This is a genomic window from Faecalibacterium sp. Marseille-Q0746, from assembly GCF_017377595.1.
Classification (GTDB): Bacteria; Bacillota; Clostridia; order Oscillospirales; family Ruminococcaceae; genus Faecalibacterium; species Faecalibacterium duncaniae.
Window position 1 is genome coordinate 14,225 of sequence record NZ_JAFREI010000005.1, and the last position, 12,973, is coordinate 27,197.

The following is a 12,973-nucleotide window of genomic DNA, read 5'->3' on the forward strand; positions in this document are numbered from 1 at the left end:
CTGAGGGCCACGGCCCGAAACGCTGAAAACTGAAGATGTGGAAAGATGGCTGAGTTGGTCTAAGGCGCACGACTGGAAATCGTGTAACGTGTCAAAAGCGTTCTGGGGTTCGAATCCCCATCTTTCCGCCAGAAACCCCGGAACGAATGTTCCGGGGTTTTTCTGTTGTTCAAACCTCTCAGTCCCGCCTAGGAGAGGTGGCATCCCGAAGGAATGACGGAGAGGTTTTATCTATAGGGATCTGTAAGAGAGAAAGGGAAAGTCAATGTCTATTACGATTGCAATGCCGCGCATGGTGCCGAACCAGCTGCTGGCAGAGGCCCACGCAAAATATCCCGAAAGCCTTGCCCGGGCCGGGGCAGAAATGCGCTGGATCGAGCTGGACGACCCCGAAAAGGCCGTGCAGGATGCGCTGGCCTGTGACGGCCTGCTGCTGCCGGGCGGCGGCGATATCGACCCCAAATTCTATGGGCAGGAGCGCATCCCCGCCTGCGGCGAGCCCAACGTCCTGCGGGATACCGCCGAGCCGCTGCTGCTGCGCGCCTTCCTTGCCGCCGACAAGCCGGTGCTGGCCATCTGCCGGGGCATCCAGCTGATGAATGTTGCGCTGGGCGGCGATCTGTATCAGGACATCAAACCTTTTGAGCACGTCCCCCACAACGACCATTGGGGCAAGATCCACACCGTCACCGTGCGGCGGGATACCCTGCTCTCCCGCATTCTGGGGCAGGATACCGTACTGGTCAACAGCCAGCACCATCAGGCGGTGGACAAGGTCGCCCCCGGCCTTGTGCTGTCGGCCCTGAGCGAGGACGGCATCGTGGAGGGCATTGAGAAGCCGGACGCAAAGTTCTGCCTGGGCGTGCAGTGGCACCCTGAGTGGCTCAGCGCTGCCGACCCCGCCATGCAGGGGATCTTTGATGCCTTTGTGGCGGCCTGCCGGTAACGCCCTATGAAGATTGCGATTTTAGGCACCAGCGGCAGCGGAAAATCCACCCTTGCCCAAACACTGGGGGCCACCTATCATGCTCCGGTGCTGCATCTGGACACGGTGCATTTCCTGCCCGGATGGGTAGAGCGCCCGCTGGATGAGGAAAACGCCATTGTCCGCCGCTTTCTGGACACGCACGAAAGCTGGATCATCGATGGCAACTATACAAAGACCTGTTATGACCGGCGGCTGGAAGAAGCAGACCAGATCATCGTGCTCTGCTTTGACCGTTTCACCTGCCTGAGCCGGGTACTGAAACGCTGGTGGAAAAACCGGGGAAAAGTGCGCTCTTCCTCCGCACCGGGCTGCGAGGAAAAAATAGATGCGGAGTTCCTATGGTGGGTCCTGCATCAGGGCCGGACCCCTGCCAAACTGGCCGGATACCGGCGCATTGGTCAGCAATATCCGGAAAAGTTTGTTTTTCTCAAAAATCAAAGACAACTTGAACGATTTTTAAGCTCTGGATCGTATTCCTTATAAAGAGAACAGGAGGTTCTGCCATGAAATCTTCCAAAAAGCGTTCCCGCGCCGTGGTCACGGTGGTGGCCTGCATTCTGGCGGTGTGTCTGGTGGCTGCGCTGGTCCTTTTCAGTCTGGTCAACAGCAAAGTCCGTGCCTTACAAAAGGGTGCGGCCTTTGAACTCAGCTATAACATCACCGCACAGGACAGTTCCAGTACCCCGGCCCTGTACAATATTCTGAAACAGGTGGGTGCAACTTCCGGCGATGTGGCCGGGCTGTATTCGCCGGGTCAGCTGCAATTGTACCTGTACCCCTCCGGCGGGCTTGCCCGCGCCGAGACCGGCGGCACCGACTTTTTCACCGACCTCTATATTGATGCCAACGATACCTATTTTGATGCCGGGCGGCTCTACCGCACCCTGCGGGATTCCATCGCGGACAGCGCGCCGCTGGTGGGTGCGTTCCTGCCGGAGTGGTCTCTGCCCAACTACATCACACAGGCCCAGCTGGCAAAGATCCTCGGCGTGCCCAACACGCAGGTGGCCATGCAGGAGATGTCCGGCTATACCCTGACCCTCAGCCGCCAGTGTATCGTCCACCCCGATTATGCCAAAAAGGGCTACATCTACTATCAGTTCCCGTCTGAGGGGGAGGATGCGGCTGTCCTTGTGGTGGGCCTGCCGCTGAAGTCCCTGCTCTTCGATGACACCATCCCCGTGGATGTGCATGTGGAGATCCCCGCCCACGGTGTCAACGCAGCCCTGAGCGGCACACTGAAAGCCGGTGTCAACAGCCTTTCGGCTCCCGTCAGTGTCATTTCGGACAGCGACATCGATTCCATCGTCCAGCTCCGGGAACGTCTGGAGCAGTTTGCCGATCTCATCAACACAGCGTTAAAGCGTGTGCAGTAACAAAAAAGCAGAGCCGTGCAGCGTTTGAACTGCACGGCTCTTATCTATCTCAGCGCTTATGCTCAATGTGTTCCTGGATCCATTTGCCGCCATCACCGCTGCCCACCGCACTGTTATAGACAATGCCGGTCAGCTCACTGGTCAGGTCGGACTTCATCTTTTTGTACTCCTGCTCTGCCTGATCCGCAACGCTCTGATCGCGGCCATTCTCCCGCAGGTACTGGCGCAGCTCTTTCAGGATGGCGTTGAACTCCTTGTCACACTCGCCCTGAACACCGGTCAGCTTTGCGGTTTTGGACACCACGATGGAGACCTTCATCCCCAGATTGCGCTCCTCCACCGGGTGGGAGATATACTCATCGTAGGCTTCGTAGATCACGCCGTAGAGCTTGGATTCCGTCTGCTTCTTCAGGTTCTGCAGCTGGCGGATGTAGCTGTCGATCCTGGCATCCACCTCATTCTCCGAAGCAGCGGAGCTGCCGGAGGCATGGCTGCTGCCGGGGGCCTGACTGCTGGCCGCATGGCTGCCGGAAGCCGCAGAGGACGCGGGCACCGAGTGTGCGGCACTGGAACCGGACACTGCGGAGCTCACACTGTCCGCCTTGCCTGCGCTGGCGGCAGAGGAGGCCTCACTGGACGAAGCTGTCTCCGAAGAGGAAATGCCAAGTTCCTCTTCCAGCTGTTCCAAAAAGGACGAAACCGGGGATTCTTCCGTCACCTCACTGCTGACGGCGCTCTCGCTGGAGGCGGCGGCGCTGGAGGGTTCCTCAGCTTCCCCGCCGGACAGAGCGGAGGACGGCACAGAGCTGGCCTGTGCCTCGGACACAGGGGTGCTTTTCCGCATCCCTGTCAGGATCAAAGCAGCTGCCACGGCCACCACAAGAACGATGGCCGCAGCCAGCTGATAAAGCTTCTTTTTCTGCATCTGGTACAAAATTCTCCCACTTCAGATTTCGTTCCCGGCCTTTTGCCGCGCAGGAACAGGTCTATCATATCATCCCCGGGGGAGAATTTCAATGGATAAATCGTGAAAAATGTCGCCTAACTGCCTTTTTATAACCGGATTTCGTCCCATTTCACAGCCTGCCGGAGACTCGGTCAGCCCCTGCTGCGGGGACAGAAAAAAGGCATCCCCGCACTTCACGGACGAGGATGCCTTTCTCAAAACGGTTTTCTGCCCCAAAGCGCCCGCTCCGGCGTGGAGCCGGGCCGGGTCTCCGGCGCAGAGGCTTACATTCCAAACTGGACGGCGCAGAAGGCTGCATAGATGCAGAGCAGCAGCACGCCCTGCCAGCGGGAGAGCCTGCCCTTGAGCAGAGCGGGCACAGTCAGGAGGAGCATGACCGCGAACATCACGGGCAGATCCATGACCAGAGAGGAATTGATGCCCATGATGGTGGAGTTCTGCGGGATGCTGAAGGGCGACACCGTGATGGACATGCCGCTGACCAGCACCAGATTGAACACGTTGGCACCGATGACATTGCCCAGCGAGAGGGAGCCGTGGCCCTTTGCCAGCGAGGTAATCGCCGTGACCAGCTCAGGCAGAGAGGTGCCCAGCGCCACAAAGGTCAGGGCAATAACGGATTCCGGCACGCCCAGCGCCTGCGCGATCAGGGTGCCGTTGTCCACCAGCAGGTTTGCGCCCACAGCAATCAGGGCTGCGCCGAGGATGAGCAGGCCGATCTCCTTGGCAAAGGACATTTCCTTTTCCGGCTCGTCCTCATCTTCTTCCGGGGCGGGGGCGTTTTTCATAGCCAGCACATTGCAGACCATGTACGCCACGAACATTGCCAGCAGCACAATGCCGATGGGGCGGCTGAAGTAGCCGGTGGTGTAGGCCACGCCCGCATACAGGGCCGCTGCCACAAAGAAGAACAGCACCGGCACCCGCAGGCTCTTGGGGTCCACCTTGCCCGGGCGGACCGCAATGGTGATGGCCGCGATCAGGGCCGCGTTGCAGATGACCGAGCCAATGGCGTTGCCATAGGCGATCTCGCCGTGGCCGGTCATGGCCGAGGTGGTGGAGACCATGACCTCAGGCAGGGTGGTGCCGATGGACACCACCGTGGCACCGATGAGCAGCTCCGGCACCTTGAAGCGGCGGGCGATGCCGGTTGCACCGTCCACGAACCAGTCGCCGCCCTTGATGAGGCAGAGCAGGCCCACGATAAACAATAATACAGGGATCAGCATATAAAATCTCTCCTTTTTAATCCAAAAAGTATTATACCTGTTTCCCCTGCAAAACGCAAGCAAAATCGTGTATTTTTACCCAGCCTTCTCCACCTTTTTGGCGTTGGGGTAGATGCGCTCCATCCGGGCATTGTCAAAATGCTCATCCAGCAGCACATCCACCGCATTGGCCGGAGCCGCGCCGCTGGTGCGGGCATCGTAGCGGGCCAGCGCCAACGCACTGGTCACAAGGTTCACGGCCATGAATACAGCCAGCAGGGCGGTCATCCAGGGGCGGATCCTGCGCTTGACCGCCTTCATCCCCTTTGCCACCAGCGGGTAGCCATAGCGGATCCAGGTCACGGCCGCAATGCCCCAGAAGAAGCAGTACAGCAGGTTGATGCGCCCGCCCAGATTGAACTTGAAGCCGCTGTAATCCCAGAACACGGTGCCGAACAGCAGCTCTGTCACGGCGCTGCACACATACTCATACGCACCGCCCAGGATCACACCGAACCAGAAGATGCGGCTCTCGCTCTTCTGTTCGCCGCCCCGCAGCAGGATGGCGGCCAGCACCAGCGCCAGCCCCCACACCACGCTGAACGGGCCCCAGACCAGGCTGGAACGGCTCATCCAGACCCCGGCGGTGATGCGGCAGAAGATGGTCTCCACCACATCTCCGAGGAAAGCCCCGATGACAAAGAGCCAGAGCAGGTCGGCAAGGGAGAGCTGCTTTTCGGCACTGGTGGTAGGCTCCGGACGGGCCGCAGCAGGGTACGCCCGCTGGATCCGCTTTTCCACGCTGGCGGTAATTTTCTGCCGCAGCCTCTCCGAGCCCCTGCCCAGCTCCCGATTCAGCTGCTCGAGCCGTGGGTGGCGGTTCGCATACCGGCTGACCACCACCATGGCAGAGATCTGGTCGAGGACGGCCAGCGCCATGCCGACCCACACCACAGCATGGAACAGCAGCGGCGGCAGGTGGGCGCAGAGCCGGAACAACAGGTCGTTGCCCCAGCGGACTGCCGCCATGCCCAGCAGACCCCACAGCAGGGAGTATTGCAGGCAGACATAGCCGTCCAGATTGAACTTTTTATCGGAGTAGTCCCACCAGCGGCGGTGGTGGATCCGTTCCAGCAGCTTGGCGGTCAGCCACTCCACCACCGTGGCATAGATCATGCTGCCGAAAAACAACGCCGCCAGGCTGGTGCGCTGGTCGTTCAGACCGATGGTGATGAGCACCCCTGCCGTGCCGTACACAAAGCAGAAGGGGCCGGAGGCCACGCCGCGGTTGGTGAACCGGCGGCCCTTTGCAGTTGCAACAACGGTCTCGCCTACCCAGCCTAAAAAGGAATATACCAGATAAATTACACAAAGAGTATAGAGATTCAGGCTCATAGTGCTCCTTTCCCGGAACAAAAAGGGGCCGGGAAGCGGTGTTCCCGACCCTCTTTGTTCAGTTTACGAATTACAGCTGGCTCTTATACAGTGCCTCGATCTCCTCCACGCTGGTATCGCGGGGGTTGCCGGGGCGGCAGGCATCTGCAAAAGCAGACTCGGCCAGGAAGTGGATGTCCTCTTCCTTCAGGATGCCCTGCAGGTTTGCGGGGATGCCCACATCCGCGCTCAGCTGCTTGACGGCGGCGATGGTGGCATCGGCGGCCTCGGCATCGTTCATCTCATCGATGCCCTTCACGCCCATGGCCTTGCCGACTGCGCGGTAGCGCTCCCCGGCAACGGTCTTGTTGTACTCCAGACCCACCGGCAGCAGGATGGCGCAGGCCACGCCGTGGGGGGTATCATACAGAGCGGACAGGCCGTGTGCCATGGAGTGGACGATGCCCAGACCCACATTGGAGAAGCCCATACCGGCAATGTACTGGCCCAGAGCCATGCCCTCGCGGCCCTCCGGGGTGTTCTGCACGGCACCGCGCAGGTTCTCGCTGATGAGCTTGATGGCTTCCAGATGGAACATATCGGAGATGGTGCAGTGGCCCTTGGTGATATAGCCCTCGATGGCGTGGGTCAGAGCGTCCATACCGGTGGCGGCGGTCAGGCCCTTGGGCATGGAGGACATCATATCGGGATCGACCACAGCGATCTCGGGGATATCGTTTGTGTCCACGCAGACGAACTTGCGCTTCTTCTCCACATCGGTGATGACGTAGTTGATGGTGACCTCAGCCGCAGTACCGGCGGTGGTGGGCACGGCAATGGTGAACACAGCGTGCTTCTTGGTGGGAGCCACGCCTTCCAGAGAGCGCACATCCGCGAACTCGGGGTTGTTGATGATGATGCCGATGGCCTTTGCGGTATCCATGGAGGAGCCGCCGCCGATGGTCACGATGCAGTCTGCCTCAGCAGCCTTAAAGGCTGCCACGCCGTCCTGCACGTTGGCGATGGTGGGGTTGGGCTTGATCTCGCTGTAAACAGCGTAGGCGAAGTTTGCAGCATCCAGCAGGTCGGTGACTTTCTTGGTCACGCCAAACTTGATCAGATCAGGGTCAGAGCAGACAAAAGCCTTCTTGTAGCCGCGGGCGGTCAGCTCGGGAACGATGTTCTCAATGGCACCGTGGCCATGGTAGGAAATGGTGTTCAGAACAATGCGGTCAGCCATAATTATTTTCCTCCAAATCATTCTGCCCGCCTGCCAGCGGGCTCTCTCTGTTGTTAAGGATACCACATTGTTAAACAATATTCAATGTACTTTTCTTTTGATTTCTATGAATTTTTTACACTTTCCAGCAAAAGAAAACGCTGTACCACTCCCTCAGTCTCGCATTCGCTCGACAGCTCCCTCTCGGAGGGAGCCTTAACGCGGCGGCCAACGCAAAAGCCTCCCTCTGAGAGGAAAGTGGCATCGCATCAGTGATGCCGGAAGGAGTGATACAGCGTTTTTATCGTTTCATTTACCACAGCCGGATGACCTTGATAACTCCCTCGGCCTTATCGCGGGCCAGCTCAAGGTGATGCTGCAGCGCATCGGCGGCGGTGTTCCAGTTGTCGCTCAGGGCGGCATTCAGAATTTCCAGATGCTCCTCACAGGTCTGATCCTGATTGATCATGCTCACCTTGCCGGTCATAATGCGGAAACGGGTGTTCAGGCCGGTGATGCGGTCATAACCAGAGCGCAGATATTTGTTGGGCAGGCTGCTCATCAGCAGCTCATGGAAATCATCGTCGGATTTGCAGAAGTCGTCGATCCGCTCGGGGTGGTGCATCAGCTCAGTGTAGGCCTCCAGCTGCTCCCGGGGGATCAGGTTGCCGTAGGTGCGCAGGGCGTAAGGCTCCACCAGCAGGCGCATCTCGAACATGCTGTGCACGTCCTCTTCGGTAATGCCGGAGACCATCAGCCCCTTTTTGGGCAGGATGGTGATCAGCCCCTCCTGCTCCAGGCGGCCCAGCGCGTCACGCATGGGGGTGCGGCTGATGTTGCCCATCTCAGCGCAGAGCTTCTGCTCGTTCAGAAATTCGTTGGGGCGGTACTCGCAGTTCAGAATCTTCGTTTTCAGGTACTGGTAAGCCTGCAGCTTCAGGCTGAGCTTTGACTGGGAATCCATCTCTTTCATTGTTCTATCTCCTAGTTCGCAAGCAGGACCATTCAGGCAGCAATCAGTCGCCCGCCGGACAGCTTGTATCCCTTAAATAATCCAAGTAATCATTAATATTATTATCACATATCTGGACAATGTTTACAAGACTTTTTTGAAAACTTTGGGAGCTTTTCCGTTTTGAACAGATATCATGCATTATTTTGCTATAAATTGAACAGTTTTTTTGTGCTTGTCGCCAGTGTTTCGTTCTTGTTTTGCATCAAAGGATAAATTGTGGTACACTTGACCCAGAAAGGAAGGCTGATACCATGGCAGGTCGCGGGGGGTACAACACCAAAACCCGGCAATTGATCCTGGATTATCTCATCAACAACCGCCAGCACGCGGTCAGTGCATCCAACATTCTGGAACATCTGGAGGCAGAGGGGGCCAGCCCCAATCCCACCACGGTGTACCGGTATCTGGACAAGCTGGCAGGCGAGCAGCGCATTATGAAATATGTGGCCGATAAGGGCGAAAAGGCCGTGTTCCAGTATGTGGACGAGGGCCGCCACTGCCGCGAGCACCTGCACCTGAAGTGCGTGCAGTGCGGGCGCATTTATCACCTGGACTGCCACTTTATGGATGAGGTGCGTGCTCATCTGATGGCGGAGCACGGCTTCACCCTGCAGTGCGAGGGCAGCGTTTTGTACGGATTGTGCCGCAGCTGCGCACAAAACAGCCCCCATCCGGGGCAGACCGCACAAAAATGCGAACACTGTGTTGACACGGACAAAGAGCCGTGATACAATGCAGGCAGGAAAAGCGTTGATCGGGAAAAGTAAGTGCTCAAGGTTCTTTTGCAGCGAGTGCGGGCCGATGGAAGCCGCACAGAGAATGAGCCCCGAACGAACCCCCGTGAGCTTCCCCCTGAACCTGCTTCGGGCAGTTAGTAGGGGCCGACGGCAGCCGCTCGTTATCGCGGCAGTGCTTTCAACGGGGAGAGTACACAAAAGTGACTGGTGTGTTCGCGCACCGGTAATTTAGGTGGCACCACGGATACGGCAGCATTCGTCCTAGCAAATGGGATGAAGGCTGCCGTATTTTTTTATTTGCAAAAACCTCTCAGTCACCGGGAAACCTGCCTCTCCTATCAGGAGAGGTGGCAATGCGAAGCATTGACGGAGAGGTTTAGAGAGAGAGGGGTAAGAAATATGTGTTGTGTTATGGGTTACACGGGGCACGACCTGAGTGCCGCCAAATTCAAGGAGTATCTGCTGCGCACCGTGATGCGCGGGCCGGACGACCAGCGTGTGGTGGAAGGGCCTTTTGGTCTGATGGGCTTTGGCCGCCTTGCCATCATGGGCCTGACCCCGGAGGGGATGCAGCCCTTCTACCGCGGTGCCGACTGCGTGGTCTGCAACGGTGAGCTCTACGGCTTCCGCTTTGAGAAGGAGATCCTGAAGCGCCGGGGCTACAAGTTTGCCTCCGACTGCGACTGCGAGATCCTGCTGCCGCTGTATTACGAGTACGGTCTGGATATGTTCCGCCACATGGACTCCGAGTTTGCGCTTATTCTGTATGATTCCCGCAAGGATCGGTTGATCGCAGCCCGCGACCCCATCGGCATCCGTCCGCTGTTCTACGGCTATTCCAAGTCCAGCCACCAGATTGCCTTTGCCTCCGAGATGCAGAACCTGATCGGCTGGTGCGACGACATCCGCCCCTTCCCCATCGGCAGCTACTACTGCGATGGCCGCTTTGTCCGCTATGAGGACATTGCCGACGTGCCCGCTCCCATGGAGGATGACATGGAGACCATCCTGCGGAACATCCGCGAAAAGCTGATCGCTGGCGTGGAAAAACGTCTGGATGCCGATGCCCCTGTGGGCTTCCTGCTCTCGGGCGGTCTGGATTCCTCGCTGGTCTGCTCCATTGCAGCCAAGAAGCTGGGCAAGCCCATCCGCACCTTTGCCATCGGCATGGACACCGATGCCATCGACCTGAAATATGCCCGCCAGACCGCCGATTATCTGGGCAGCGAACACCATGAGATCATCATCAACCGGGACATGGTCATCCAGAGCCTGGAGGAGGTCATCCGACTGCTGGGCACCTGGGATATCACCACCATCCGCGCCAGCATGGGCATGTACCTGCTCTGCAAGGCCATCCACGAGCAGACCGATGTGCGCGTGCTGCTGACCGGCGAGATCTCCGATGAGCTGTTCGGTTACAAGTACACCGACTACGCCCCCACCGCCGATGCCTTCCAGCAGGAGAGCCAGAAGCGCATCCGGGAGCTGTACATGTACGATGTCCTCCGGGCCGACCGCTGCATCTCCGCCAACAGCATCGAGGCCCGCGTGCCCTTTGGCGATCTGGATTTTGTGCGCTACGTCATGGCCATTGACCCCGAAAAGAAACTGAACAGCTACGGCAAGGGCAAGTACCTGCTGCGCAAGGCCTTTGAGGGCGACTGGCTGCCCCCGGAGATCCTCTGGCGCGAAAAGGCCGCCTTCTCCGATGCCGTGGGCCACAGCATGGTGGACGACATCAAGGAGTACGCCGAGGGCCTGTACACCGATGAGGAGTTCCAGCTCCGCCGGGCAAACTACTCGGCCCACTGTATGCCCTTTACCAAGGAGAGCCTGTTCTACCGCGAGATCTTCGAGAAATACTACCACGACCAGAGCCGCACCATCGTGGGCTTCTGGATGCCGAACAAGGCATGGCCCGGCTGCAACGTCAACGACCCTTCTGCCCGTGTGCTGGCAAACTACGGCGCTTCCGGCGTGTGATCCTTTTTCCAGACAGCAAAAGACGGTGTGTCCGCTCCGGGCACACCGCCTTTTTGTTTACTCCAGGTTCAGTTTATTTTTCATCAGCCACCGGGTCAGGAAGAAGTAGGCCGCCGCGAAGGCCGAGGTCACAACAAAGCAGAACAGGTAGCCGGAGCCGGCCCCGAACGCTGTGGTCATGGTCTGCATCGGGGTCATTCCATAGGTCACACCGGTCACGTTCACATCGGCCACCCGATAGGTAATGTCCATGAACAGGTTCACGTGGTTCGTGCCCAGCAGCTTGTCGATCTGGTTCTCCACGATGTTCAGGCCGATAAACGCGAGGATCCCGGCCACCATCACATGCTTGGGGAATTGATGGGCGATCATACAGGCAGCGTAAACGCAGAGGATGAGGCTTGCCAGCCGGGCCAGATTGATGAGGATGGTCCAGAACGTCACCAGCCAGAACCTCGCGCCCAGTTCCCCATACAGCATCCCCCACAGCTGCATCCACCTGTCCCAGTTCTCCGTGCCGAGGACTTCCGCGTCCAGCACACCGATGCTGACCATCCCTGTGATGCAGACGATGCCCACAAGGCCGCTGCACAGCACCCAGACCATGCTGGTGAGGAGCTTGGAGAGGATGAGCTGGTTCTCATTGACCGGCAGCGTGTGCATCAGGTAGCCTTCCCGGCCCAGCAGGTTCTGATAAAAGCGCTGGATGGTGTTCACGAAGCAGAGCACCGCGATGGCAAGGATGACCGAGACATACACGATCATCAGAATCACTTCGAGATTCTGGAAGCTTGTGCTGTGAGCCAGCGCGTGTTCCTGCCGGAAGGTCACGCCCAGCACCACGCTCAACAGCGCCAGCGCCAGATACAGCCCGAAATACAGGCGTTTCGTGGCCTTGAACTCATATTTCAGCAATTGTTTCAGCATTTGAATACCTCCCGGAAATATGCATCGACGCTCTTGCCCTCGGTCTCGCGGATATCATCCACAGCGCGGTGAGCAAAGATTTTGCCGTCCTTCAGGAACACGGCCTCGTCCAGCACCGGCTCAATGTCCTCGATGAGGTGGGTAGAAATGACAACGGTCGCGTCCTTGCTGTAGTTGGAAATGATGGTGTTCAGGATGTAGTCCCGGGCCGCAGGGTCCACGCCGCCGATGGGCTCATCCAGCAGGTAGAGACGGGCGTTGCGGCTCATGGCCAGCACCAGCTGAACCTTCTCCTTGTTGCCCTTGGAAAGGGTCTTGAGCCGGGCCTTGGGGGCGATGTTCAGCCGGGCCAGCATCTCATTGGCCTTGTCGGCGTCAAAGCCGATGTAAGCCTTGGCCTGACTGGGCGTGCCGTAAAAATCCCGGAACATCTCCACCAGCTCCTCCACCCGCATCCAGTCGGGCAGCCAGTCGGCGTCTGGCAGGTAGGAGACCAGCTCCTTGGTCTCCGGGCCGGGGGCCATGCCCGCGATCCGGATGCGGCCTTCCGTGGGCTGCAGCAGACCATTGGCCAGCTTGAGCAGGGTGGTCTTGCCGCTGCCGTTGGGGCCCAGCAGCCCTACGATGCGGCCAAAATCCAGCTCCAGATCGATACCGTCCAGCGCGGTCTTTTCCTTTCCGTATACTTTTGTTAATTTTTCACAGGTCAGCACCTTACTCATGGGCTTCTACCTCCTCTGTATCCCAGTGCTCCAACAGGGCTGCCGCCTTTTCCGGCGTGTAGCCGATGCTGCGCATCTTCTCCAGAAAATCTGCCGCGATGTCATGGGCGGCGGCAGCCCGCAGTTGTTCGATCAAATTCGTATCCTCCGTGACGTAGCGTCCGCTGGTGCGCTCGGTGCGCACAAGGCCCTCACTTTCCAGCTGGGCCAGAGCCCTCTGCATCGTGTTGGGGTTGACCCCGGCAGCTGCGGCCAGATCCCGCACCGAATCCAGATGGCCCCCCGGCGGGTAGGTGCCCGCCAGAATTCTGGCTTTGAGCCGTTCCACCAGCTGGGCATAGATCGGGCGGCTGGCATCAAACTGTTCACTCATTCTGCTTTGCCCTCCTTATGTGTTGCTGTATTAAGCAGCTAATACAATAATACACATTTTTGCATTTCTGTCAAGAGGAAA

At 58.5% G+C, this 12,973-nt stretch carries 13 protein-coding genes, 1 tRNA gene and 1 other annotated feature; of the genes, 6 read left to right on the top strand and 8 right to left on the bottom strand.

Features of this window, described 5'->3' with window-relative positions; all coding sequences use genetic code 11:
* Window positions 1-39 precede the first annotated feature (39 nt).
* The 4 genes from J3351_RS04190 to J3351_RS04205 all read left to right on the top strand — a co-directional run bounded on the left by J3351_RS04190 (window position 40) and on the right by J3351_RS04205 (window position 2,364).
* Window positions 40-131, top strand: a tRNA-Ser gene (locus J3351_RS04190).
* Window positions 132-265: 134 nt separating this feature from the next.
* The gene (locus tag J3351_RS04195; protein ID WP_207697195.1) at window positions 266-946 is read left to right on the top strand and encodes a gamma-glutamyl-gamma-aminobutyrate hydrolase family protein; all 681 of its coding nucleotides are present in this window, start codon (window positions 266-268) and stop codon (window positions 944-946) included.
* A 6-nt stretch (window positions 947-952) separates the two neighbouring features.
* Window positions 953-1,471, top strand: a complete 519-nt coding sequence (locus J3351_RS04200; RefSeq protein WP_207697196.1) for an AAA family ATPase — start codon at window positions 953-955, stop codon at window positions 1,469-1,471.
* A 20-nt stretch (window positions 1,472-1,491) separates the two neighbouring features.
* A complete protein-coding gene (locus J3351_RS04205) occupies window positions 1,492-2,364 on the top strand; it encodes a hypothetical protein (protein WP_207697197.1) in 873 nt (290 codons plus the stop codon).
* A 49-nt stretch (window positions 2,365-2,413) separates the two neighbouring features.
* On the opposite strand, the gene J3351_RS04210 is transcribed toward J3351_RS04205, so the two are convergent.
* From J3351_RS04210 to J3351_RS04230, 5 genes are all read right to left on the bottom strand, one after another.
* Window positions 2,414-3,289, bottom strand: a complete 876-nt coding sequence (locus tag J3351_RS04210; protein WP_207684514.1) for a hypothetical protein — start codon at window positions 3,287-3,289, stop codon at window positions 2,414-2,416.
* 305 nt (window positions 3,290-3,594) lie between these two features.
* Entirely contained in the window at window positions 3,595-4,560 is a 966-nt protein-coding gene (locus J3351_RS04215) for a calcium/sodium antiporter (RefSeq protein WP_207697198.1), read from the bottom strand.
* A 75-nt stretch (window positions 4,561-4,635) separates the two neighbouring features.
* The gene (locus J3351_RS04220; protein ID WP_156059455.1) at window positions 4,636-5,934 is read right to left on the bottom strand and encodes a putative ABC transporter permease; all 1,299 of its coding nucleotides are present in this window, start codon (window positions 5,932-5,934) and stop codon (window positions 4,636-4,638) included.
* Between the two features lie 70 nt (window positions 5,935-6,004).
* Window positions 6,005-7,153, bottom strand: coding sequence for a lactaldehyde reductase (gene fucO, locus J3351_RS04225; protein WP_035394173.1), 1,149 nt, complete (start codon window positions 7,151-7,153; stop codon window positions 6,005-6,007).
* 292 nt (window positions 7,154-7,445) lie between these two features.
* Window positions 7,446-8,105 carry a GntR family transcriptional regulator gene (locus J3351_RS04230; protein WP_005933151.1) on the bottom strand — a complete coding sequence of 220 codons (660 nt, stop codon included), beginning with the start codon at window positions 8,103-8,105 and terminating at the stop codon, window positions 7,446-7,448.
* 293 nt (window positions 8,106-8,398) lie between these two features.
* Here J3351_RS04230 and J3351_RS04235 point away from each other — a divergent pair, with 293 nt between their 5' ends.
* On the top strand, window positions 8,399-8,875 hold the full coding sequence (locus tag J3351_RS04235; protein WP_005933149.1) for a Fur family transcriptional regulator: 477 nt from the start codon (window positions 8,399-8,401) through the stop codon (window positions 8,873-8,875).
* Window positions 8,876-8,888: 13 nt separating this feature from the next.
* Window positions 8,889-9,151: a binding site (T-box leader), on the top strand.
* Window positions 9,152-9,295: 144 nt separating this feature from the next.
* Window positions 9,296-10,870: an asparagine synthase B gene (asnB, locus tag J3351_RS04240; RefSeq protein ID WP_207697199.1), complete on the top strand. Its 1,575-nt coding sequence runs from the start codon at window positions 9,296-9,298 to the stop codon at window positions 10,868-10,870.
* Between the two features lie 57 nt (window positions 10,871-10,927).
* Here the strand turns inward: asnB and J3351_RS04245 are convergent, their stop codons facing one another.
* Genes J3351_RS04245 through J3351_RS04255 form a run of 3 tightly spaced genes read right to left on the bottom strand, consistent with a single transcriptional unit; the run spans window position 10,928 to window position 12,892 of the window.
* Window positions 10,928-11,797, bottom strand: coding sequence for a hypothetical protein (locus tag J3351_RS04245; RefSeq protein WP_207697200.1), 870 nt, complete (start codon window positions 11,795-11,797; stop codon window positions 10,928-10,930).
* Window positions 11,791-12,519, bottom strand: coding sequence for an ABC transporter ATP-binding protein (locus tag J3351_RS04250; protein WP_207697201.1), 729 nt, complete (start codon window positions 12,517-12,519; stop codon window positions 11,791-11,793). The genes J3351_RS04245 and J3351_RS04250 overlap by 7 nt, the downstream gene beginning before the upstream one ends.
* Window positions 12,512-12,892 (bottom strand): GntR family transcriptional regulator, encoded by a 381-nt coding sequence (locus tag J3351_RS04255; RefSeq protein ID WP_207697202.1) that lies wholly within the window; start codon window positions 12,890-12,892, stop codon window positions 12,512-12,514. The genes J3351_RS04250 and J3351_RS04255 overlap by 8 nt, the downstream gene beginning before the upstream one ends.
* Window positions 12,893-12,973: the final 81 nt, after the last annotated feature.

What these genes read in the sequence shown, in the direction of transcription:
- J3351_RS04200 (WP_207697196.1), top strand. Translation starts at nt 953, where the DNA reads ATGAAGATTGCGATTTTAGGCACCAGCGGCAGCGGAAAATCCACCCTT.
- J3351_RS04250 (WP_207697201.1), bottom strand. Translation starts at nt 12,519, where the DNA reads ATGAGTAAGGTGCTGACCTGTGAAAAATTAACAAAAGTATACGGAAAG.
- fucO (WP_035394173.1), bottom strand. Translation starts at nt 7,153, where the DNA reads ATGGCTGACCGCATTGTTCTGAACACCATTTCCTACCATGGCCACGGT.
- J3351_RS04215 (WP_207697198.1), bottom strand. Translation starts at nt 4,560, where the DNA reads ATGCTGATCCCTGTATTATTGTTTATCGTGGGCCTGCTCTGCCTCATC.
- J3351_RS04245 (WP_207697200.1), bottom strand. Translation starts at nt 11,797, where the DNA reads ATGCTGAAACAATTGCTGAAATATGAGTTCAAGGCCACGAAACGCCTG.
- J3351_RS04235 (WP_005933149.1), top strand. Translation starts at nt 8,399, where the DNA reads ATGGCAGGTCGCGGGGGGTACAACACCAAAACCCGGCAATTGATCCTG.
- J3351_RS04195 (WP_207697195.1), top strand. Translation starts at nt 266, where the DNA reads ATGTCTATTACGATTGCAATGCCGCGCATGGTGCCGAACCAGCTGCTG.
- J3351_RS04205 (WP_207697197.1), top strand. Translation starts at nt 1,492, where the DNA reads ATGAAATCTTCCAAAAAGCGTTCCCGCGCCGTGGTCACGGTGGTGGCC.
- asnB (WP_207697199.1), top strand. Translation starts at nt 9,296, where the DNA reads ATGGGTTACACGGGGCACGACCTGAGTGCCGCCAAATTCAAGGAGTAT.
- J3351_RS04220 (WP_156059455.1), bottom strand. Translation starts at nt 5,934, where the DNA reads ATGAGCCTGAATCTCTATACTCTTTGTGTAATTTATCTGGTATATTCC.
- J3351_RS04210 (WP_207684514.1), bottom strand. Translation starts at nt 3,289, where the DNA reads ATGCAGAAAAAGAAGCTTTATCAGCTGGCTGCGGCCATCGTTCTTGTG.
- J3351_RS04255 (WP_207697202.1), bottom strand. Translation starts at nt 12,892, where the DNA reads ATGAGTGAACAGTTTGATGCCAGCCGCCCGATCTATGCCCAGCTGGTG.
- J3351_RS04230 (WP_005933151.1), bottom strand. Translation starts at nt 8,105, where the DNA reads ATGAAAGAGATGGATTCCCAGTCAAAGCTCAGCCTGAAGCTGCAGGCT.